Origin of the sequence: Acinetobacter sp. BWR-L5 (assembly GCF_039655985.1) — a bacterium.
In the GTDB taxonomy this organism is placed as follows: domain Bacteria; phylum Pseudomonadota; class Gammaproteobacteria; order Pseudomonadales; family Moraxellaceae; genus Acinetobacter; species Acinetobacter johnsonii.
This window is the reverse complement of sequence record NZ_JAGFEV010000011.1, coordinates 60,383-81,566: the sequence shown is the minus strand read 5'-3', so window position 1 is coordinate 81,566 and position 21,184 is coordinate 60,383. Positions and strand designations below refer to the sequence as shown.

Annotated in this window: 20 protein-coding genes and 2 pseudogenes; 14 read left to right on the top strand and 8 right to left on the bottom strand. The window is 41.0% G+C overall.

Translation table 11 applies throughout. The annotated features are described in order from the left end of the window. The first annotated feature begins 347 nt into the window (after window positions 1-347). The 8 genes from JZ787_RS16215 (at window position 348) to JZ787_RS16180 (ending at window position 11,294) form a co-directional block, all read left to right on the top strand. Complete coding sequence (locus tag JZ787_RS16215) at window positions 348-2,132, top strand: IucA/IucC family protein (RefSeq protein WP_346312849.1); 1,785 nt, start codon at window positions 348-350, stop codon at window positions 2,130-2,132. Further along, window positions 2,125-3,576, top strand: a complete 1,452-nt coding sequence (locus tag JZ787_RS16210; RefSeq protein ID WP_346312848.1) for a SidA/IucD/PvdA family monooxygenase — start codon at window positions 2,125-2,127, stop codon at window positions 3,574-3,576. The genes JZ787_RS16215 and JZ787_RS16210 overlap by 8 nt, the downstream gene beginning before the upstream one ends. After that, entirely contained in the window at window positions 3,573-5,408 is a 1,836-nt protein-coding gene (locus tag JZ787_RS16205) for an IucA/IucC family protein (RefSeq protein ID WP_346312847.1), read from the top strand. The genes JZ787_RS16210 and JZ787_RS16205 overlap by 4 nt, the downstream gene beginning before the upstream one ends. A gap of 26 nt (window positions 5,409-5,434) precedes the next feature. Further along, a complete protein-coding gene (locus JZ787_RS16200; protein ID WP_346312846.1) occupies window positions 5,435-6,079 on the top strand; it encodes a GNAT family N-acetyltransferase in 645 nt (214 codons plus the stop codon). Beyond that, window positions 6,076-6,456, top strand: coding sequence for a hypothetical protein (locus JZ787_RS16195; protein ID WP_148826158.1), 381 nt, complete (start codon window positions 6,076-6,078; stop codon window positions 6,454-6,456). Before JZ787_RS16200 ends, JZ787_RS16195 begins: the two co-directional genes overlap by 4 nt. Next, on the top strand, window positions 6,444-7,703 hold the full coding sequence (locus JZ787_RS16190) for an MFS transporter (RefSeq protein ID WP_346312845.1): 1,260 nt from the start codon (window positions 6,444-6,446) through the stop codon (window positions 7,701-7,703). Before JZ787_RS16195 ends, JZ787_RS16190 begins: the two co-directional genes overlap by 13 nt. Before the next feature lie 15 nt (window positions 7,704-7,718). After that, the gene (locus JZ787_RS16185; protein ID WP_168159692.1) at window positions 7,719-9,992 is read left to right on the top strand and encodes a TonB-dependent receptor; all 2,274 of its coding nucleotides are present in this window, start codon (window positions 7,719-7,721) and stop codon (window positions 9,990-9,992) included. 75 nt (window positions 9,993-10,067) lie between these two features. Further along, the gene (locus JZ787_RS16180; protein WP_346312844.1) at window positions 10,068-11,294 is read left to right on the top strand and encodes an MFS transporter; all 1,227 of its coding nucleotides are present in this window, start codon (window positions 10,068-10,070) and stop codon (window positions 11,292-11,294) included. A 19-nt stretch (window positions 11,295-11,313) separates the two neighbouring features. Here the strand turns inward: JZ787_RS16180 and JZ787_RS16175 are convergent, their stop codons facing one another. Continuing rightward, the gene (locus tag JZ787_RS16175) at window positions 11,314-12,015 is read right to left on the bottom strand and encodes an LrgB family protein (protein WP_346312843.1); all 702 of its coding nucleotides are present in this window, start codon (window positions 12,013-12,015) and stop codon (window positions 11,314-11,316) included. 9 nt (window positions 12,016-12,024) lie between these two features. After that, a complete protein-coding gene (locus tag JZ787_RS16170) occupies window positions 12,025-12,441 on the bottom strand; it encodes a CidA/LrgA family protein (RefSeq protein WP_125280176.1) in 417 nt (138 codons plus the stop codon). A gap of 100 nt (window positions 12,442-12,541) precedes the next feature. Between JZ787_RS16170 and JZ787_RS16165 the strand changes: the two genes are divergently transcribed. The 3 genes from JZ787_RS16165 to JZ787_RS16155 all read left to right on the top strand — a co-directional run bounded on the left by JZ787_RS16165 (window position 12,542) and on the right by JZ787_RS16155 (window position 16,411). Further along, window positions 12,542-13,441, top strand: a complete 900-nt coding sequence (locus JZ787_RS16165) for a LysR substrate-binding domain-containing protein (protein WP_148826153.1) — start codon at window positions 12,542-12,544, stop codon at window positions 13,439-13,441. A gap of 205 nt (window positions 13,442-13,646) precedes the next feature. Beyond that, complete coding sequence (locus JZ787_RS16160) at window positions 13,647-15,788, top strand: HAD-IA family hydrolase (protein WP_346312842.1); 2,142 nt, start codon at window positions 13,647-13,649, stop codon at window positions 15,786-15,788. A gap of 134 nt (window positions 15,789-15,922) precedes the next feature. After that, entirely contained in the window at window positions 15,923-16,411 is a 489-nt protein-coding gene (locus tag JZ787_RS16155) for a helix-turn-helix domain-containing protein (RefSeq protein WP_346312841.1), read from the top strand. Between the two features lie 2 nt (window positions 16,412-16,413). Here JZ787_RS16155 and JZ787_RS16150 read toward each other — a convergent pair whose 3' ends face one another. Genes JZ787_RS16150 through tusD form a run of 4 tightly spaced genes read right to left on the bottom strand, consistent with a single transcriptional unit; the run spans window position 16,414 to window position 17,795 of the window. Beyond that, entirely contained in the window at window positions 16,414-16,725 is a 312-nt protein-coding gene (locus tag JZ787_RS16150) for a TusE/DsrC/DsvC family sulfur relay protein (protein WP_346312840.1), read from the bottom strand. A 14-nt stretch (window positions 16,726-16,739) separates the two neighbouring features. Beyond that, window positions 16,740-17,021, bottom strand: coding sequence for a DsrH/TusB family sulfur metabolism protein (locus JZ787_RS16145; protein ID WP_114837033.1), 282 nt, complete (start codon window positions 17,019-17,021; stop codon window positions 16,740-16,742). A gap of 10 nt (window positions 17,022-17,031) precedes the next feature. Further along, a complete protein-coding gene (locus JZ787_RS16140; protein WP_148826149.1) occupies window positions 17,032-17,382 on the bottom strand; it encodes a hypothetical protein in 351 nt (116 codons plus the stop codon). Between the two features lie 44 nt (window positions 17,383-17,426). Continuing rightward, window positions 17,427-17,795: a sulfurtransferase complex subunit TusD gene (gene tusD / locus JZ787_RS16135; RefSeq protein ID WP_346312839.1), complete on the bottom strand. Its 369-nt coding sequence runs from the start codon at window positions 17,793-17,795 to the stop codon at window positions 17,427-17,429. 257 nt (window positions 17,796-18,052) lie between these two features. Here tusD and JZ787_RS16130 point away from each other — a divergent pair. The 3 genes and pseudogenes from JZ787_RS16130 to JZ787_RS16120 form a co-directional block, all read left to right on the top strand. Next, window positions 18,053-18,838, top strand: a pseudogene (locus tag JZ787_RS16130) (tyrosine-type recombinase/integrase); the annotation flags it as partial. A gap of 503 nt (window positions 18,839-19,341) precedes the next feature. Continuing rightward, on the top strand, window positions 19,342-19,719 hold the full coding sequence (locus tag JZ787_RS16125; RefSeq protein WP_346312860.1) for a DUF559 domain-containing protein: 378 nt from the start codon (window positions 19,342-19,344) through the stop codon (window positions 19,717-19,719). After that, window positions 19,716-20,221 (top strand): annotated as a pseudogene (locus tag JZ787_RS16120) (hypothetical protein). Before JZ787_RS16125 ends, JZ787_RS16120 begins: the two are co-directional and overlap by 4 nt. Before the next feature lie 15 nt (window positions 20,222-20,236). On the opposite strand, the gene JZ787_RS16115 reads toward JZ787_RS16120, so the two are convergent. Both JZ787_RS16115 and JZ787_RS16110 read right to left on the bottom strand, forming a co-directional pair. Beyond that, on the bottom strand, window positions 20,237-20,632 hold the full coding sequence (locus JZ787_RS16115) for a hypothetical protein (protein ID WP_346312838.1): 396 nt from the start codon (window positions 20,630-20,632) through the stop codon (window positions 20,237-20,239). A gap of 280 nt (window positions 20,633-20,912) precedes the next feature. After that, the gene (locus tag JZ787_RS16110; protein WP_346312837.1) at window positions 20,913-21,131 is read right to left on the bottom strand and encodes a hypothetical protein; all 219 of its coding nucleotides are present in this window, start codon (window positions 21,129-21,131) and stop codon (window positions 20,913-20,915) included. Window positions 21,132-21,184 lie beyond the last annotated feature (53 nt).

Genomic DNA, 21,184 nt, shown 5'->3' with positions numbered 1-21,184 from the left:
AGCACAAATGAAAGCCCATTCAGGTGACTGAATGGGCTTTTCCTTATGAAATATAGGGAAATTTTATAGTTCGAATCAATTATAAATTCATAAACTATCATTTAAAGCTATGGTGTAATTTTATATAGGCTTTATTAGAAAAACTGATTAAATTTTTAAAAGTATTAAAAAACAATAATATATGTTGGTGTCGTGCGTATATTTTCAAAATTAAACAAAATTGCAAAGACAAATGATAATAATTACCATTAACATGCTTTTGCAGCGTTGGCCAACGTGAACACCTTTAAGAAACATAATTACATGAAATGAGCTTGGAATAAGCTTTAAAAAGAGGAAATGGTCAGATGAAAGAGCTAGCCAATCGCTTGGCGATGCAGCATCTTGTCAATGCATACTCACAAGAAACAGGCAAGGCAAGCCTGTTTGAGAAGTATCAACAAAATTCAACTCAACTCGCGTTTAGCCAAGGTTTGACGCTGTTATCTTTGCCGCTTAGTTTAATCCAAGCACAGCTTTTTGTTCCGTTAAGTTATGTCAGTCGTGTTGGGCGACATCGTATTGCGGCTTTACCGCAAATTTTTCAAAAAGGCCAAAAGCTTAACTTTAGCGCTGCAGCAATGGTCAGTTTGCTACTCGAAGAGTTAGTGCAACAATCCGAAGGCCATGTTGATGCAGCATCCTTGGTTGAGCGTTGGATTCAAAGTCGTGATGCATTACAACAGTTTTTAAATATTCGGGCAGTGGGATTTGATGCGCTCGTACAGGCTAAGCAAAGTTTTATAGAGTCTGAACAGGCTTTGATTTTAGGTCATAGCATGCATCCTGCACCGAAAAGCCGAACAGGTTTTGTCCATGAGGACTGGCAAAAATATTCACCTGAAGCTTGTGGTCAGACCCAGCTGCATTATTGGCTGGTGGCACCTGAATATATTGCAGAAGGAACAGCGCTTGAGCAGGCTTTTTCAATACAACTTAAACAAGAAATCAAATGGCATTTGTCTGAATCGGAACTTGAAACCTTAGCTGCATATGCACATTACAAACTGCTACCACTGCATCCATGGCAAGCCCGCTATTTACAAAGTAAAGCATGGTTTAAAAGTTTAAAGGCTAAACTGAAAATCATCGATTTGGGCGAAAAAGCATGGATATTTTCACCAACCACTTCTGTACGTACTTTGGCGAGTTTTAATGCGCCGTGGATGCTGAAACCTTCGCTTTCAGTGATGATTACCAACTCTATTCGCGTCAATTTAGCAAAAGAATGTCACCGCGGTGAAATGACCCATCGGCTTTGGCACAGTGAATTGGGTCGAGATATTTTAAAACAATGTCCAACTCTAAAAGCAGTGAATGATCCCGCATGGATTGCTCTTCAGTTGGATGGTGAAATCATCGATGAAACGATTTGTATTGTGCGTGATCAGCCGTTTACCCCCGAACAGCAAGTCACGTGTATTGCTTCATTGTGTCAGGATCATCCCGTAGAAGAACGTAATCGTTTTAATGCATTATTTGATCAAATTGCTTCTCAACAAAAGTTAAATGATAAAGCACAAATCGCTCAAGATTGGTTTAAGACCTTTTTAAACATCAGTCTGAGTCCACTCATGTACGTCTACCATCGTTATGGTATGGCCTTTGAGTCGCATCAGCAAAATGTCTTGGTCGAGTTAAAAGATGGTTGGCCACAGCTGCTTTGGCTAAGGGATAATCAAGGTTTTTACTATATTGAAGAACTTGCTGGTGAAATTTTACAACAATTTCCAGAACTGTATGATAAAGCCCATGCGGTAGGTTCAAAGACTTTTGTCGATGAGCGCTTTAGTTATTATTTCTTTGGCAATACCTTGTTTGGCATCATCAATGCCATCGGTGCAACAGGTTTTGTCAGTGAGCAAGATTTACTGTCTGTTTTACAGCAACACCTCTTTGACCTGTTGAAACAATACCCAGACAGTAGTTTGATTCAAAGTCTGTTGTATCAACCGACGCTGCCTTATAAGGGTAACTTACTGACCCGTTTATATGAACTGGATGAATTGATTGCACCCGTTGAAAATCAGTCTGTCTATATTCAGTTAGCCAATCCGCTGTATATCAAACAAGAGGATGCTCTCTATGCTTGATTTTATTGCGATTGGCCTTGGGCCATTTAACTTAAGCCTTGCCAGTTTATTGCATGAAAAGACAGAATTGCACTATCTATTTTTTGAAAAAAAAGCGCAGTTCGACTGGCATGCAGGTATGCAACTTCCCAATACGGTCTTGCAAGTTCCATTCATGGCGGATTTGGTGTCGATGGTCGATCCGACCAGTCCGTTGAGTTTTTTGAATTACCTAAAATCACAGCAGCGCTTATATAAGTTCTACTTCCTTGAGCAGCCTCATATTCCGCGCCGTGAATATAACCATTATTGCCAGTGGGTGGCAGATCAACTGGGTCATATACAGTACCAATCGACGGTGAAGGCCATTTATGCCAAAAGCGAAGGTTTTGAGGTGGTGGTTGAGCAAGGTGGCCGTTTTATTCGTTACTTGTGTCGAAACTTGGTGATTGGTTCGGGCAACCAGCCTTATTTGCCTGAATGTCTGCGTAAGTTACAACAACAAGTCCCTGAAAAGTGCATTCATTCGGCAGAGTACTTAACCCATAAAAAAGACAAGCTCAAAGGCAATGTCGTAGTTTTAGGTTCAGGTCAGTCTTCTGCTGAAGTCTTTTTAGATTTGTTCGATCAGCAGTATCAACATGACTGTGTACCAACGGCTAACTTTAAGCTGCATTGGCTGACGCGTTCCAATGGCTTTTTCCCGATGGAATATGCACCATTGGGCTTGGAACATTTTAGTCCGAACTATACCCAACATTTTTATAGACTTTCAGAAACACAAAAAGCAGCGCAGTTGAAAGATCAAAGCTTGCTGTACAAAGGTATTAGTGCCAAAACCATACGTGAGATTTACCAAAAACTTTACCACCGTAGTATTGCCTCTGCTACACAAGCAACACATTTGCATGCACAAATTCAGTTGCTTAATGCTGAGTTAGTGGAAAGTCAGCAGATTCGCTTGAGCCTTGAACATACCGTAACCGAGCAACGTTTTTATATGGATGTTGATTTTGTAGTGGCATCTACAGGTTATTACAGCCCTGAGTTTTCATTTTTAAAATACTTAAAGCCCTTGATTACAACAGATCAAGCGGGGCGTTGGAAAGTGAGCCAAGACTATCGCTTGCAGCATACAGCAATGGGTGAAATTTATGTGCAAAACCAAGAAATGCACAGTCATGGCGTAGGTACACCTGATTTAGGTTTAGGCGCTTTTCGTGCTGCGACCATTGCCAATCAACTACTAGGTTATCAGCTGTATGAGCTGGACAGTAATGAACAGACGTTTCAGCATTTCAGCGCTGAGCAGAACCCTGAAATGTATGTGCAACATGATACATCCATTACACGGGCAGTGGCTTTAGTACCATCGATTCCTAAATCAAAAAATATTGAGCAGCGCAAAATACAAACAGGGTCACATCCCTCTATGCAGCCTTATACATTCGAGAAAATCATATGAGCTTTGCACAACTTCAAGTGAATCAGAAACAGTGGCGCTTGGCAGGACAGCGTTTAATTGAAATGGCGATTGCTGAATTTTTATATGAAGAAATTATTCAAGTGGCCCATTTAAAGGACAATCGTTACCAGCTGACGTTGGATGATCAAACCTATACTTTTAAAGCACAAAACTATTTATTGGGACATTGGCAGATTGAGGAGGGTTCAGTACGTGAGTTGAGTGTGGCTGAAGACCTGCCTGCATGGAACTTACATACTTTTATTCGCGCGTTTTCAAATCAAACCGAAGTTAAGCCTTTTACTAAGGCATATCTCATCAAAGAAATGAACAATACATGGTTAGCCGAGGCGCACTTATTTGATGAACGTCGTTTAAGCAGTGAAGCAGCATTAACTGCATCGCATCATGAAATTGAAGGTATGCTCCGCGGTCATCCGTGGTTGATTATGAGCAAAGGTCGTATGGGTTTTGGTTATGACGACTACTTAAGTGCCGCTCCAGAACTTTCGCCAACGGTCAAAGTGCTGTGGCTCGCAGTGCATCGTGATTTGGCAGAGTTCCGTTCTACTGAGGAGTGGCAAGCAGGGAGACTTTATCAATATGAGTTGGATGCAGAAGAGTTAGAGAGCTTTGAACAACAGTTACATGAGAGAGGCTGCTCTTGTCGTGATTATTTCCTTATTCCAGTACATGCATGGCAGTGGCATCAATGGTTAGTGCCAACCTATGCCAATGAAATCGTGGATCAGCGCATTATTGAATTAGGCGTTGGGCAAGATGACTATGTACCTATGCAGTCGATTCGAACGCTTTGCAATATCAGTCAGCCTGAGCGTCATTATGTCAAATTACCTGTCAGTATCTTCAATACTGCGGTGTATCGTGGGTTGCCGTCTAAACGAAACTTAGCAGCTCCGGCCGTCACAGCTTGGTTAAAGCAGATTCAATCTCAAGATTCAGACTTGAAACAGTCAGGCGTTGCATTCTTAGGTGAAGTGGCAACTTTGACCATTCATCAGCCTTGTTTTGATCAGATTGAAGGCGCGCCGTATCAGTTTAAAGAACTGTTTGGATGTTTGTGGCGTGAAAGTGTAGACCCAGTGATTGGAACAGGTGAACAGGCACTTTCTCAAGCGGCTTTATTACATCGAGACATCAACGGACAGTCGATATTAGCCGTGTTGATTCAGGCGTCGGGTTTGAGTCCATTACATTGGTTAAAACGCTTTGCCGAGGTATCGGTCACTCCACTCTTAATCTGCTTATACAAATATGGCTTGGCTTTTTCTCCACATGGGGAAAACACCATGCTCATTCATGCCAATGGCGTACCGCAGAAAATGGTGCTGAAAGACTTTATTGATGATGTCAATTTGGTTGATGAAGACTTTCCAGAATTGGCCAGTTTACCTATCGAAGGGCAAATTTTACTGCGTCATCCTGCGCATGAACTCAGCCATTTTATTTTCACTGGACTGTTTATGGTGCATTACCGCTATATCTGTAATGTATTTCTACAAGACTACCCTGAGCATAGCGAAGTTGAATTTTGGCAGACCATTTCATCGGTCATTGATGTTTTCCATCAGGCGCATCCAGAGTTGGCAGAACGTATTGAAAAATTTGCCGTGTTTAGAGCCGAATTTGAAAAAATTTGTTTAAACCGAGTGCGTCTATTTACCACAAGTTATAACGATGAAGCAGAACGTCCTGTCCCGGTATTTTTAGATCCAATTGCCAATCCTGTCAGTCCTGAAACCTTAAAACGCTGGTCAGAGCAGGTATCTAAGTCAACTGACGAGACAACGACAAAGCGTATCGCATCATAAAACACTCAAAAATAGCAGGCTTCCACATGAACACACTTTCACAGCAACTTCCCGATTTTTACGAATACTATGAGAATGAGACGCAATTTTACTTGCGCCAAGTACAGTATCCGCAGGACTTAGCACTGCTACATAAATGGATGCATGAGCCTCATGTTATTCCACAGTGGCAGCTGAATAAGTCTGAAATTGATCTCGCGGTGTATTTTGAAAAAATGCTGGCCGATGACCATCACCGTTTGTTGATCGTTGGGGTGGATGGACAGGATGTGGGTTATACCGAAATCTATGAAGGTAAGCGTGACCGTCTAGGACGTTATTACGATGGTGATGATTTAGACCTTGGGTGGCACTTACTGTTTGGTGAAAAGTCGGCTTTTGGTAAAGGCTACTTGCGTCCAGTAATGCGGCTATTAGGTTTCTATATTTTTGAAAATGCACCTTCCGACAAAATTGTCGGGGAGCCTGACCATACGGTTAAACCCTATGCCGCAGTGGTCGAAGAAATGTGCTATGAGGCGCAGCGCTTGATCCCGATGCCTGAAAAAACGGCCATGTTGTATTACTGCTTTAAACAAAAATTCTATGAAAAATTTGGAGGGTATTTAGCTGATTCAAATGCATTTATGCAAAACCATAACCCACTCAATAGGACTGAGGAACTTACATGAGCTATAGCTCAGAACATATACAAATCATGGACATGCGCTTTTCGGCGCATGTCACTGTCGCCGAATTTGAACAATGGCTTAGCCAAGTCGAACGTTTTTTCTTAAAGAAACAGCACTTTGTTTTGGTCATGCAAACCGATGTCGGTACGGAATTTCCTGAGGAATACCGTCAACTGCAAGCGGTTTGGTACAAAAAATACAAACAACTTTTTTTTCAATACTGCTTGGGTTTGGTTCGAATTGCACAAGACCCAACCGATCAACAACGACTGAATACACCTTCACTGCATGCTGCATGGCGGGTGCCTTACTACGTCACACTTGATCATTCTGATGCACTGCAATGGGCAGTGCAGAGGTGGATATGCAAAACCTAAATACACAAAGAGCAACACGCCAAATCTCAGCTTTGAGCTTAGCCGTTGTCATTGTTTTATATCTGGCACATGCCTTGCCTTTGTATTTTTACAATGTGGCATTGCCCGCTATTTTGCGACATCAGGGGGTAGACTTACGTTGGATTGGAATGCTGTCGCTGCTTTATATTCCATGGGCGTTTAAGTTTTTATGGGCACCACTCATTGACCGACTCTATATCAAAAATTTAGGTAAACGAAAAACATGGCTGCTCTTTACACAAGTAGCACTGGTACTTGGAGTATTGGCCTTGGCCTTTACCCAGTTCTCTTACGGACTGGTGGTGTTTGTTGTGATTGGCTTGTGGATTTCAAGCTTTGCGGCGACCCAAGACATTGCCATAGATGGTTATACCGTAGAAACCTTTTCAGCGTCTGAGTATCGCCTAGGCAGTATGGCTCAGAGTATAGGGGTCGCTTTGGGGAGTATGTTGGGGGGCGCAGCTACACTGTGGCTATACCAGTACTATGGCTGGGAAAGCGCATTGGTATGTTTAGCGCTCATGACCGCTTTAACGATGTTTGCTGTTTTTTATATTCAAGAAAATGCAAACGAACAGACAAATATTGCCAAACAAGCTCCAAGCTTAGTCCGTGCTTTTAAACGCCCTGAAATTTTATCTGCCTTGGCACTGATCCTGTGTTATCGCGTGGTAGAAGCACCAGCAATGGCGATGCTCAATCCAATGCTGATTGACCAGAAATGGACGCTTGCCCAAATTGGGGTGCTGATGTCTGTGATAGGAGCAGGTGTTGGTTTGTTGGCTGCTGTGAGTGCTGCATTTTTATTGAAAAAAATTCAGGCTACACAGTTGCTCATTTGGGTAGGGTGGTGCCGAACAGCATTGTATGGGGTGATTGGCGCAGCCATTATTTTGGGTTGGTTAAACCAGTGGCATCTGCTCTTGGGGGGATTTGTCATTGTTATGCTTGCGATTCGTTATGTCGCGATGACTTCGTTATATGCCTATTTCATGCAAAGCAGTTCCAAAGAACAGGCAGGCACTGATTTCACCATCTTGGTGTGCTTTGAACTGTTGGTTTATTTCATCGGGGGAGCCGCATCGGGTTTTTTAGCCAAAGCACTTGGCTATGGCAATTTTTATGTGGTGTTGGCGGTTGCGTCTGTAGTCAGTGTACTACTGAGCCAATATATCATTACACGTCATCAAAAAACTCAACAAAAACTGTTGAATCAAGAAATTTAATAAAAGGAAAAAGAAATGAACCGTTTTATGTTACCTATGCAGTTGACTTGTTTAACACTGGCTGTATGTACACAGTTATATGCTCAAGATAACGTTGTAACAAATTCAGCAAGTCAGACGAGCAGTGTTGAAGCCCAACAAAAAGAAACCACACAACTCGCACCGATTGTGGTGACAGCAACCCGCTCTGCAAAGAGTATTGCAGACATTGCGGGCACCGTTTATAGCATTGATCAAGCTGAAATTGAAAAACAGGCCAATGCAGGTCGTTCAACTGCTGACATTATTGGCTTTTTAATTCCTTCATTGACACCAAGTTCAGGTACAACCAGTAACTATGGGATGACCATGCGTGGTCGTGCAGTGCAATACATGATTGACGGTGTACCTCAGACAGGTTCTCGTGATAGCTCACGTCAGTTGAATAGCATCAGCCCAAATTCGATTGAACGTATCGAAGTGGTATCAGGTGCCAGTAGTATCTATGGTGCAGGTGCGACAGGCGGTATTATCAATATCATTACCAAAAAAGGTAGTGATGATGCACTGAGCTTTGAATCTAAACTCGGTGTGACGTCGGGTGATAATATCCGTAGCGATGCTATGGCATATGAAGCATTCCAATCGGTTGCCTTTAATCAAGGTAATGTAAGTGGTTATTTGGGTGCGAGTTATAACAAACGTGGCGAATTTCAAGATAGTCACGGTGATCGTATTGGACCTGAGGTTGCCCAGACGGATCGTCAAGATACAGAAACTGTCGATGTGAATGGTCGTCTAAGTTGGCAATTTACTGACAATCAAAAGCTAAGCTTTGGTGCGCAATATTATAATGATGAGCAAGATAGTGAGTATGGTCCTGATTATGGTACAGGCTTAGCCGTCCTGTTTGGTGCGGAGCCGACTTTAAATGCTGTAAAAGGTTTAGATCTCGATACTCAGCCAAGAACCAAACGTTCGAACTTTAATCTGCAATATGAGCATCAAGATGTGTTAGGGCAGATATTAAATGCGGAAGCTTATTATCGTTCAGAAACAGGGCGTTTTTATCCAAGTGCAAATTATTTAGCACATTCTGCAATTCCAAGTGGTGGTACATATATCGTAACGCAATCTGAAACTGATATTGATGTATGGGGCGCTCGACTTGCTTTACAAAAAGCCTTTGATCTGGGTAGCCGTAGTCTGAACCTAACTTATGGTATGGATTATGATTTTGAGCAAGGTTCTCAGACTGCACAACAATATAATCTTGGAACCTTTATGGCGAGTAATGGTTTGACACTCGATCCACAAAATGAATATGCCTTTGGTCCAGATGTTGATACGTCGAAATTTGGTCTTTTCTTACAAACACAATTCGATGTTACGGATCACTTAAATCTACAAGCTGGCATTCGTCATGAGCGTATTGATAGTGAAGTTCAGGACTCGATTCCTTACAGTGAAGCGATGGTTGCAGATGCTATTCCAACATATACACCAGTTGCTTTAAATGGTGGTACGATCAAACATGATGCAACATTATTTAATCTTGGTGCTGTATATCATTTGACGGATGCTCAACAAGTTTTCGCAAACTTTTCTCAGGGCTCAAGTCTACCAGACATTCAACGTATGCTTCGTGATGTACCCGCAAGTTTTACTGTGAATAGTCAAACTATTGATCCAATTAAAGTCAATAATTATGAGCTGGGATGGCGTGTACAAGCTGAAAACGGTTTAAATGCAAGTGTCACCACTTTCTATAATGACTCAGATAAAAGTTTAAAGTTTGGCCGTCCCAACTACACGATTGAAGTACTAGATACCGATGAGCGCGTTTATGGTGTTGAAGGAAATCTGTCATATCGACTGCAGCCAAATTGGACAGTGGGTGGAACTATGGCTTACACCCGCGGACAGTTTAAAAATACCGCAGGAAAGTGGCAAGAGCTAGATGCAATCCGTGTTGCACCACTGAAAGGCACGGCATTTTCTGAGTGGCAGTTTAACAATGACATGAGCCTGCGCGTTCAAGCTCTTGCTATTGGTGGTACTGATAAAGCCAAAAAAGATGCTGTAAAGTACGGTTCAACGGTTCCTGCTGAAATCAAAGGTTTCGCAACAATGGACGTCATAGCCAATGCCAAAGCAGGTCCAGGTACGGTCGGATTTGGTGTATATAACGTTTGGAATACGGACTACAAATCAGTCTATAGTCAAGCGGTGGAGTCAGTTTATGGTGCTATTTCAAGCTTACCAGCTCAAGGTCGAACCTATGGTTTGAGCTACACATTAAAATACTAATTGCACAACCAGAGGTAGCGTTCAGCTACCTCTTTGCTTTGTAATCTCGCCTTAAGAAATGGTTTAAATAATAAAATGAATAGCAATAACAAAATCTTTATTGCAGGCAGCCTTGCCAATGGCGCTTGTTTTTCGATGATTTTACCTTTACTGGCACCGTTTATTCGGCAACTGGGGCTGACGGAACTGCAAGGTGGAGCGTTGGTTTCGGCTGGTGCTTTGGTGATGGCCATTTCAGCTATTTATATTTCTAAACAAACTCAAAAATTCAGCATTTATCAATTGTTAAGTATCGGTTTTATCGGTATGGCGATCACTTGGGGCTTATTTGCGGCGGTACTCAGTTATGGGCTGAGTTATGCCATTTCATTTGCTGCTTTGTTTAGTTTATTGATATTGACCCGTGCCAGTACTGGCTTTTTTATGGCGATGCCACAAATTGCGCTGCAGAGTTATGTCATGACGGCTTTTCACAGTGAACAGGAACGTAGCCAGAATATGGCGAAGTTTGGCGCGCTGAACAGTTTAGGCGTGGTGATAGGTCCTTTAGCGACGACATTATTGCTGACATGGAGCATGTTGACACCGTTGTGGGGTGCAGTGGCTATTTTAACAGGTATGGCGGCTTGGATTGTACTGGGCTTTCAAGGGAAGCAAGCATCACAGACACAAGAACGGGACGAAACCACGGCTAAATTACAAGACGTGTCTACAGAAAAGCTGCAATGGTCAAAGTTAGGGATTTGGTTATTGCTGGGCTTTAGCTTATATGTCGCTATTGTTACCCTGAATTTAACTGCGGGTTTTTATATCCAAGATCGATTCCATTTTGATACCTACCAAAGTGCAATGTATTTTTCTCAGTGTTCATTGATTGTGGGGATAGCACTGGTTTTGATGCAACTGGCGATTTCAAAATGGTTTAAATGGTCAATTAAACAATTACTTTGGATCGGTCTTGTGACGATGGTTTTAGGTTTATTACTTTCACTGAGTGCCAGTCAGATTTGGACTTTCCAAGCAGCTTATATTTTTTATGGTATCGCCGTGGCCTGTTTAATTCCAGCTTTTACCACGGGGGCAGCCCAAACCGCACCAGCCACGCTACAAACTAAAATTGCCAGTTTATGCACAGCTACGCAAGCACTGAGTTTCGTTTTTGCACCTTTACTAAGTACAGGCTTATATCAATGGAATCAACATTTACCCTATTATTTTTTATTGGCGTTGATGACGGGGCTGATGATGTACTTTAGCTTTAAACATATACAAGCCAACAAGGATCTCAGTAGTGTGGCATGAGATCCTTGATCGAAGAGGATTAACTAAGAAGATAAACAACAGCGTGAATTAAACTTGGGCCAAAAAGAACCATAAAGATACCTGCCAAAACCATACTGAGACAGGCCGCGACACCTTCTTCTTTATGACGTCTGAACGCAGTACTGGTACCAAAACCATGTGCGGCACTACCCAAGGACGCACCTTGAGCAAATTTAGAATCCAGTTTTAGAACAAGTAATACGCTGTTAGCCAAGAGTCCACCAACGATCCCCGTAATCACAGTAAATAAAATCACCAGCTCGACTGAGCCTCCGACGGCTTGTGTGACTTCCATGGCAAAAGGGGTAGAGATAGAGCGGCTCATCAAACTATAACTGGTTGCAGCATCGAAATGGAATAAACGTGCCAAGTAAAAAGAGCTGACTACGCCAACCAACATACCCATGATAATGCCCAAAGCAATCGAAAAAGCATGCTGTTGAATGACTTTGCGATATTCATAGATCGGGATGGCAAATGCGACCGTTGCAGGACCTAACATCCAGACTAACCATTTGCTGTAATACATATAGTTGTCATACTGAATGTTGAAAAACACCAGACATAAAATAATCAGACAGGGAATAAAAACCGCTGGTGAGAGCAATACATACGGGTGTTTCTGATAAAACTTTTTACCCCAAAGATAGGCCAGTACCGTTCCGATAAAACAGATCAAGGCAACGAAATGAATATGCATGATCGTACCTTAAATGTGACTTTTCAACTGATGTGACTGCTTGGGCTTTTTTTGAAACTTGGCTTCAAGCTTAAAGCCCAAGAAAACACAGTAGGCAGTGCAGGTCATCACGCAAATGGTTCCAAGGACAATAGATAAAACCAGTTGCCAACCTTGGGTAAGAAAAAGATGTTTATATTTAATTAACCCAATAATACAAGGAATAAAAAACAACAACAGTTCAGCTAAAAGTAGATCCGAACCTGACTTAATCCAGTCTAGCTTAAATACACCCGCTAACAGAGAAATAAGTAAAAGCGTTAGACCCACGACCCCACCTGATATCGGTAAAGACAGGGCGACTTGTATCAGCGTTCCGAGATACCAAATCCCAATCAGCAAAGCTACTTGAAGAGTAGAACGATAAGGCAATTTGAACGAACGCATTGGAAGACCACAGGGTATAAGTTGTTGGTGCTATTTTAAGTTTGACCTGATCGTGTAATTATGAATAATAAAATAATAATTATGCTTAATTGGAATAATTTTGGATTTTAAAGCGCTAAAAATATTTGTGCAGCTGGTGAAAAGTCACAGTTTTAGTCTTGCTGCGGAGGAACTATCGGTGACTCAACCCACTATTAGTAAATCTTTAAAACAATTAGAAGACGAGATAGGACTGCCTCTATTTCATAAAGGTGAAGCAGGGCGCAAGCGAGAAGTCAAACTGACCTATATGGGAGAACAAGTTTATCTACATGCCGTGCAGATTTTGCAGCAGGAGCAACAGATCTTTGAAGCAGCAGATCAAATTCGTGGGCTGAAACAAGGTGTGCTGAGATTGGGTTTACCACCTTTAGGTTCAGTACTGCTGAGTTCCTTAATCGTTAAATTTCACAAATTGTATCCCAACATTGAATTGAACTTTTTAGAAGTCGGTGCAACAGGCATTGAAGAAGCCATTTTGGCCAAAAAAATTGACGTTGGGATTTTATTGGGCGAGTTAAAACCCAGCATTCAAGGCATTCAAATTATCGATTCACCGTTGTGTTTGCTTTCCAACTACGATTCACAGTGGAGAAAGCGCGATGTGGTGCAGTTTGCTGAACTTCAAGAAGAATCCTTTCTACTATATGCGGACACCTTTACTTTAAATCATGTGATTCTAGATGCGGCGATGGTGGCTGGTTTTGAACCCAAAGTGTTATGCAAAAGTAGTCAGTGGGACTTTATTGCCAAAATGGTCGAGTCAGGTGTCGGTATTGCTTTATTGCCGCAAATTTATTGTGAACAGTTAGATCGCGCAAAATTCAGCGTCAGTCTAGTGGAACAACCCAGCTTGCGTTGGAACTTAAATATGGCATGGAATTCCACCGTAGTGATGAATCCTGCAACTCGTGCATGGTTATCGATCATTGATGAATATAAAGATCAAATTCATTTTTAGAAGTTTCATCTTCAGACACGCTTTATTAAAAAATGAGCTCCATGGTTACGCTTTGATTACTTAATATTACCTAATGGTTACAAAAAAACGCCTAAATGCTAATTTATTGATTAATAATTAAACAAAAATGTTTCATAAAATCAGATCAAAGTCTCTGTGCCCGATTTTTGTATAGTCTAAGTGCAAACATAAAAACGGAGGCTAAATGTTTAAATTTAAGAATGATATTGTGCACGGTGCGCTTTTTGACATGGATGGAACAATGTTTGATACCGAGCGTTTACGGTTTCAAACCTTGAAACAGGCATCCAAAGAGCTAATTGGGGTCGAGTTTTCAGATGCCTACCTTATGGCATGTTTAGGCTTAAGCGCCCGAAGTGCGGAAGCCTTGGCGCAAAAGCAATATGGACAGGAAGTTCCCTATGCAGAGATTCGTAAACGGGCAGATGAATTAGAATTAGAAACAGTGCGCCAATATGGTGTGCCGATTAAAAAAGGTTTGGTACAAGTTCTAGAACGCTTACGTAAAGCAGGATTACGTATGGCTGTGGCGACCTCTAGTCGAAGAGCGATTGCTGAAGAGTATTTAATCAATGCCAATGTTTATAAGTTTTTTGATGTTTTGGTCTGTGGTGATGAGGTTGAAAAAGGGAAACCACATCCTGAAATTTTCTTAAGTGCGGCACAAAAACTAAACCTTGAACCTGCGCAGTGTTTTATGTTTGAAGACTCTGAAAATGGTATCCGTTCGGCACATGATGCTGGGGGGATTTGTGTACTGTTCAAAGATATTAAGGAACCCAATGCAAGCATGTTGGCACATGCCAATTATTATTTTGAAAATATGTATGACTATCTAACGGAATTAGATATCTACAGCTCACATCTGGAAATGCCCAACTTACAAGAAAGCTTTCCTCAAACTTTAAATCAACTAACTGTGGGGATTCATGGATTTGGCGCCATTGGCGGAGGCTATATTGCACAAATCTTGTCGCATTGGGATGGCTATACGCGTCCTAAAAAAATCTATGCGTCTACACGCAACAGTTTATACCGTTCAGCTGTAAACGCTTTTGGGGCGTATTGTATTCGCTATGGGCAAGTGTCTTATGATGAGCGTATTGAAAATATGCATATTATTGATGCTGAAGACTTACAGCAGATGCATGCCATGTACGTCGAGTCGAGTTTAATTGCGATTTGTTTAGCTGAAAATGCTTTAGCCAGTGAAGCAGCGACCATTGCACAGGGCCTTTATGCGCGCTATCTGGCACAAGATGAGCAAGTTCAAACTCCACTGACGCTGTTAATTATCTTAAATAAAATTGGTGCCAAGCAGTTGGTTCTAGAGCAGGTACGTAAAGCATTGGTGGAGTTAACAGACCATGCTGTTGCTGATTTTATTTTAGAGCAGCACTATTTCTGCGATACGGTAGTCAACCGTATGGTGTCTAAGCTGAGCGATAAAAATCTATATCGTCAACTGTGCATTAAATACAATATTTTTAAGCAATATCAACTTGATGACGAGAGTAATCAAATTGAAGTTGAAGATGTTAGTAAGCTCAGTGCAGAACAAGAGCGCCGTGCCAGTGAATATGTAGAAGATTTAAGGCAAAATTTCCAACCGAGTCATATTTTACAGCATATGGATTTAATCCTTTTCAATGCTGAAATGGATATGCCGATTTACGTGGAAAACAAAAGTCCCTTACTCAGTAAAATGCGTCAAATGATCTTGGTAGATCAAATTTCAGATATTCAGCTTATTAAAAACCGTTTATGGAATGGCGTACATGCCATGACTGCGTGGTATGCTAGCCTACTCGGGCATCAAACCATTGGCGTAGCGATGGGCGATTCGCGAGTGCAGTATTATGTTGAAAAACTGCTTGCAGAAGTGACGCAGGGTCTGACGCATTACCTGCCAAAACGCAAAAATGATTTAACGCGCTTAGCACGAAGTTTTGATCAGTCTTGCCAGTATGCCTATAAAGATCCATGTAGTCGGGTTGGGCGTGATCCATTGCGTAAGCTGAGCGCATTTGAACGTGTATTTTCATCGGTCGCGTACAATGTCTCACATGGGTTTTCTTTTGAAGCGCTATTAAGTGGTGCGATCTTTGGCTATTTGTATTTGATGGAAGAAGAGGAACAGCCCATAGATGTGTTGTTAGGGCATTTGAAGCAGCAATTTCAACAGATGAACCTGTCAAAAGCACACAAAAAGGCGCTGTATTATGTCATTCAAAAACGTCTCAATGAATATCAAAAAGGTGAGCTGGGAATGGAAGACTTTATGATCCCTGACCAACCTCAAAAGGCTGAAATGAGCTGTGCTTAAGTCTTCATGACATTCAGATGTCTTTGAGCCGTCTTAAATGTTAAAAAAGCATAAGAAAAGCTTGGTAAAAAGAGCTTTTCTTATGGTCTTAAATCTTTTAACGTTAGACCTAAGATAGACTTGGTTTTTTTACAATGAAATGGGATGAGATCGGGGAACAACCGTGCTCAATTGCACGAACGCTGTCGGTGATTGGCGATCGGTGGACGATGTTGATTTTACGAAATGCATTCTTGGGTGCACGCCGTTTTGAAAGTTTTCAACAAAACTTAGGTGTCACTCGTCATGTGCTTTCTGAGCGTTTAAAGCGTTTGGTTGAACATGATATTTTGGAGAAAAGACCCTATACAGATCGCCAAGAGCGCTTTGAATATTGTCTGACTGAAAAAGGTTTGGCTTTATACCCAGTGCTGATGTCCATGGCAACATGGGCCGATCAATGGATGGACGAAGGCTTCGGTCGTCCCGTGCAATTTATTCATAAAACCTGTGGGCATAGCATTCAGCCACATTTGGTTTGTAACGAATGTGGTGATGCCATACATGCCAAAGACATCAAAGCGATACCGACACAGGTTTATGTTGATGCTTTAGCTGTTCAATCAGACGTTAAACATGCTTAAGTTTATAAACAATTTGCAGGTTTTGGCACGCCTGCCAAACGACTCAGATGGCGCGCTACAAGCCCAGTATTAAACTTTTCTTGCAGTATGGCATTATTGATGTCTGCACTGACTGTTTTCATTAAAAACTTAATTAGCGGACGTGTTGCAGGTGAGTGTCCAAACTGTTGGTAAAATTGACGCACTGCCATGAGGATTTCAAAGTGCCAATCGGTCAATTTAAGCTCTAAAGATTTTGCTAAATCTTTTGCAACCTCTTGATTCCAAATGGTGTAATCGACTAAATGACCATCTTGGTCTAATTCTAAATTCATCTAAACACTCAAAACTATTTCAAACTGATACAACGACTATGGTTTAAGCATAGCTCAGCAAACCTAGCATAGCTGATGGTTTCTAGGTTACTCGAATGGATAGCAGCAATATTTTCAGCATCCTGTTCAAGCACAAATACACAAGCTAGCTGCTGAATACAAGTATGCTGTATATACAGGGCTGCATCACCCATTAAAACCACATCATCCCCTGATTGATAGAGGTTTTGTAATTTACTCAGCGCTTGTTCCGTCGCGGAAAATGGAGACTGTACGAGATAAAGTGTTTTGCTCATAATTGTTTCCTTACCAATACAATACATGGTCAAACTGCTGTATTAAATTGGCATTGAGTTCAACACACTCAAGTTCTTGCTCGGTTTGTTGAACAAAAGCAGAAGCTTGATTCTTAGTTTCAATCCAAATCGGGCTTAAGTCATAAAACTCAAAGCTATCCACCATGTTTGAAGCCAGTTTAAACGCATGTTTTAAGGGTTCAAATGATTGAGCATTGTTTAATAAGCTGAGTGCAGCATCTTGTAATAAGACTTTGACTTCACAGCCAAAAGTTGCAAGAACCATGGTTGCAGAGAGGCTTTCATGCACCTGCAAAGAGTTCAAATTGGCTTGGGTTAAAATAACCAGTACAGATTTCACACAATATACCTTTTAAAAGCAACAAATTCTTGAAAACTTCGCACTTAGAATTTAATTAAGCGCTCTGCAGACTGAACGGCATCGGCCAGTTCCCCTAGGCCTACCAAGTCAAAACCTGTAGCAAGATTATGCTGTGCTAACTGATGACGCTGTGCATTTTCGGCATCGGTAATTCCTCGGGCCAAAGCTGCACTTACACAAACGGGTAGGCGAATGGAGAGTTTTTGCCACTCAGAACATAGATTCCGTTGGTCGTCAGGTACCCATTGCAGGGCATTGGCAACTTGAACAGCATCTTGGTAGAAAAACACTCGAAAGGGTTCATTTTTCGCTTGCAATGCTTGTGCTAAACCTAAAGCATGCCATGCATGAATTGAACTCGGTGCGGAGGTAATTAGTAATAAAGTACTCATCAAACTTCACTAGAGGAATGTCCAAACTTTGCTTGGTATATTCGGACTTCATAATAAAAAGGTAGTATACAATGATTTTAGGTGGTATCTAAAGAATTTAGCACATAATATAAAAATTATTTTAAAAACAACATGTTATAGAATTGATTTAAATATCAAAGAACAAAAAATCATTTTTTATCTACACGAAATTCCCTGTGTCTTCTTTCTTTTTATTACATTCCCGATAGAATAAAAGGCAATCTGCACCAAGAAAAATGAAGCTTCCGAAACCAATACAACGTGGGTCAATCTGGCGTATCACTGTTACTTTTGACAAGCAGCGATACTCAGTGACCAGAGATACTGCAAAAGAGTGCGAGCACTAGGCATCAATCAAGCTGCTAGAGCTTAAAACAGGTAAGGCTGATTTAGAACAAGGAATAAAGCCAACATACCCATTTCGTCAATTATGCGATAAGTACTATCAAGAGCATGGCAGACACATGCGGTCTGCTAGAACAATTATGCTCAAGATTCAAAACCTTGATCGCATTGCACCCAATGGTGCTGATAAGTCTATCTATGATTTTAAACCCAGCGACATTGTTGAATGGCGAAATAAACGTAAAAAAGAAGTCAAAGTATCAACTTTAAGAAATGAGCATGCTATCTATTCGGCTGTTTTCACTTATGCCGTGAAAGAGCTTTTTTTAATTGAGTCGAATGTTTGGCAAACTGTGCCGATGCCAAGTAAGGAAAGATCACGAAATCAGCGGATTATGCCTGAACAGCAAGAAGTATTACTTAAAGCGTTGGATTGGGATGGTGTATCTACACCTGAGAAGTCAAAGCACTATGTAGCATGGGCATTTCTATTTGCCCTTGAAACAGCAATGCGAGAAGGTGAAATACTGGCAATGCGCAGATCAGACTTGAGAGATGGTTTTGTACATCTGCCGATGACTAAAAATGGCGAGTCTCGAAACGTACCGTTATCGAAAGAAGCAAAGCGTCTGCTTTTATTATTACCTTTTGATAGCGATGTTCTGGTGCCGATAAACGAATTTAAAGATTGGTGTCTAGGTAAGTATGAATACCAAAGCCATGATGAGGCTTGGTTGCAGGCTTTGACTTACGAAAAACAGAATCGATCTCATGAAATCAATAAATTTGCAAAACAAGCATTTGATGAAGTTGTAAAGCCTTATGGATATTTAGGTTCAACAGATACGTTTTATAAAGTTTATAGCAGTGTTTACAAGCGAATCATATCTAAGGCCAAGGAGCGCAATGAAGCGGATGAGTTACTAGAAGCAATTGCTCAATGTGGATTTAGTGGTGACGATCTAATAGCAACGGTATCTGAACTCTGCAAAACGGCATTAAGCAACCTAAGTTTAAGAACAGCACAGCGATACCTGAAGAGTTTAGAGCAAGCTGGGTATATCAAACGAAAAGATGCAGGTTTTGCAGATGAGTCTCGGTTCTTTTTAACGGATAAGGCAAAACAGTTGTTTGAGGTGAAGTGGTGACAAGCAGCTACTCCATTGCTGAATACAAAAAGATGATCGGTACGAATAAGCCCAAAAGAGGATCTAAGCGCCCAAAGGTTAAAGGTGAAAAGGTACAGAGTGAGGGTGAGGTGCTATTGGCCACCGCTCTGAGAGCTTTAAGCATTGATTTTGAGCAGGAGTTTAAGTTTCACCCTACACGTAAATGGAGGGCTGATTTTCATTTGATGGGGAGAAGGATCTTGGTCGAGGTTGAAGGCGGGATCTGGAGTAATGGTAGGCATACACGGGGTAAGGGGTATTTAGGAGACTTAGATAAATATAACGCAGCAGCAATGATGGGTTATCAGGTAATACGGTTTAGCACCGAGCAAGTGAAAAGCGGCAAAGCGATTGAGCAAATAGAGAATATGGTAGGGGATTTGGGATGACGGCAGCAGTAACGATTATGCAAGCAGTAGACTGGACACGTTTTCATTTAGAGGGGTGGTTATATCAATTTGGGGCTTGGATGAATACCGTATCTGGTACATGTGGAAGAAGTATCAATCCAATCGCTGTAGCAATAGATAGTGTTGTGAAAGCTCAAAAATATAAGAAGCTGACCGAGCAACAAAAGAATGAAATTATTGTGGCTCATTTTCTTTCGGAAGCCAAGCCAAATCTTTTCTTTACAAAGACAGTTTGTCAGATTGATGATAATGAAGCTAGGGCAGTACAGCGCTTGATATTAGATATGCAGGGTAATTCAGAAGTGTTAGATGAATGATGGATGCAATCATTTGCCGATATTTTTATGGAAACTCTTGGTCTGAAATGGCTACAGATGACCGTACACAGATAGATGCTAGAATAGATGTAAAGTGTGGCTTGGCGGCATTGCATGTGTGCTGTGGATTTATCTCTTTTGATACTATCAAAAACCAGCCCTAGGCTGGTTTTTTGGCATTACATTTGGGGCTTATAATTACCTAAGATTGATTTCCTACCATCCGGGGTAGTTTCTACCTCATAGAGCATCTCATAAATTTCTTTGTCTTCTGGCGATTTTTTTGAGTCTACAAGTTGTTTTAATTTTAACTTATAGTCTTTTTTAACTGCATGAAGCAAACTTGCATAGTATGCCCATTCTGTTTGATCGTAATAAGGGGCATCTTTAGGCATATTATCTAATTTATTTTTATATAAATTGGCGTTGTATAAATAACAGTCTTCAATATCCTTCTTAGGTTTGTTTAAAACTTCAATGAGTAAACATTGAAGATTTTTCATATTAGTTGTTTCTTTTCTTGCCAAGATTTTATTTGTAATAGCATAGGCTTCAGCATAATTACCAAGTCTCATATTGATGTTAAGTGAAAGATTATTTCGTTCTTTCTCTGAATTAATTTGAGAGATCTGAGGAAGAATTTCCTTGAGCTTTTGATTGGTAATTTTGGGTCTGGCTCGTTTTGAGATTGAATTAATATCTGATTATATTCATTTATGATTTTTTGACTGTCCAGAGAGAGTTCAGCATCAGCTCCAGTTGTTGAGCTTTGTGTGTGGATTTCCGTTTCACTTGCACTGCTACAAGCCGTAAGGGGAAGGATCGAGAGTAAAAGCGGGAATAATATCTGTTTCATTAGTTTACACGCTTAGCTGCTGAATTTAGTTTAAAAGTATAATTTTTATATGGAGGAATAGGGGTTACATATCCCACACTATCTGCCGGTTTTACTGTGTAACCTAATGTTAATTCAACCTCAACAAGTTGTAAATTTGATTCCGGCAAAGTGATGTTACAACTCCCAAGTGGTGCTTTCTTTTTATCCGTATTCCAAATTCCTTCACCAATTGTCAATTTAGCCAGACTTAACAGCTCTCCTTCACGACTAATTTTTACACGACCATAAG

What these genes read in the sequence shown, in the direction of transcription:
- JZ787_RS16215 (WP_346312849.1), top strand. Translation starts at nt 348, where the DNA reads ATGAAAGAGCTAGCCAATCGCTTGGCGATGCAGCATCTTGTCAATGCA.
- JZ787_RS16210 (WP_346312848.1), top strand. Translation starts at nt 2,125, where the DNA reads ATGCTTGATTTTATTGCGATTGGCCTTGGGCCATTTAACTTAAGCCTT.
- JZ787_RS16205 (WP_346312847.1), top strand. Translation starts at nt 3,573, where the DNA reads ATGAGCTTTGCACAACTTCAAGTGAATCAGAAACAGTGGCGCTTGGCA.
- JZ787_RS16200 (WP_346312846.1), top strand. Translation starts at nt 5,435, where the DNA reads ATGAACACACTTTCACAGCAACTTCCCGATTTTTACGAATACTATGAG.
- JZ787_RS16195 (WP_148826158.1), top strand. Translation starts at nt 6,076, where the DNA reads ATGAGCTATAGCTCAGAACATATACAAATCATGGACATGCGCTTTTCG.
- JZ787_RS16190 (WP_346312845.1), top strand. Translation starts at nt 6,444, where the DNA reads ATGCAAAACCTAAATACACAAAGAGCAACACGCCAAATCTCAGCTTTG.
- JZ787_RS16185 (WP_168159692.1), top strand. Translation starts at nt 7,719, where the DNA reads ATGAACCGTTTTATGTTACCTATGCAGTTGACTTGTTTAACACTGGCT.
- JZ787_RS16180 (WP_346312844.1), top strand. Translation starts at nt 10,068, where the DNA reads ATGAATAGCAATAACAAAATCTTTATTGCAGGCAGCCTTGCCAATGGC.
- JZ787_RS16175 (WP_346312843.1), bottom strand. Translation starts at nt 12,015, where the DNA reads ATGCATATTCATTTCGTTGCCTTGATCTGTTTTATCGGAACGGTACTG.
- JZ787_RS16170 (WP_125280176.1), bottom strand. Translation starts at nt 12,441, where the DNA reads ATGCGTTCGTTCAAATTGCCTTATCGTTCTACTCTTCAAGTAGCTTTG.
- JZ787_RS16160 (WP_346312842.1), top strand. Translation starts at nt 13,647, where the DNA reads ATGTTTAAATTTAAGAATGATATTGTGCACGGTGCGCTTTTTGACATG.
- JZ787_RS16155 (WP_346312841.1), top strand. Translation starts at nt 15,923, where the DNA reads ATGAAATGGGATGAGATCGGGGAACAACCGTGCTCAATTGCACGAACG.
- JZ787_RS16150 (WP_346312840.1), bottom strand. Translation starts at nt 16,725, where the DNA reads ATGAATTTAGAATTAGACCAAGATGGTCATTTAGTCGATTACACCATT.
- JZ787_RS16145 (WP_114837033.1), bottom strand. Translation starts at nt 17,021, where the DNA reads ATGAGCAAAACACTTTATCTCGTACAGTCTCCATTTTCCGCGACGGAA.
- tusD (WP_346312839.1), bottom strand. Translation starts at nt 17,795, where the DNA reads ATGAGTACTTTATTACTAATTACCTCCGCACCGAGTTCAATTCATGCA.
- JZ787_RS16125 (WP_346312860.1), top strand. Translation starts at nt 19,342, where the DNA reads ATGATCGGTACGAATAAGCCCAAAAGAGGATCTAAGCGCCCAAAGGTT.
- JZ787_RS16115 (WP_346312838.1), bottom strand. Translation starts at nt 20,632, where the DNA reads ATGAGACTTGGTAATTATGCTGAAGCCTATGCTATTACAAATAAAATC.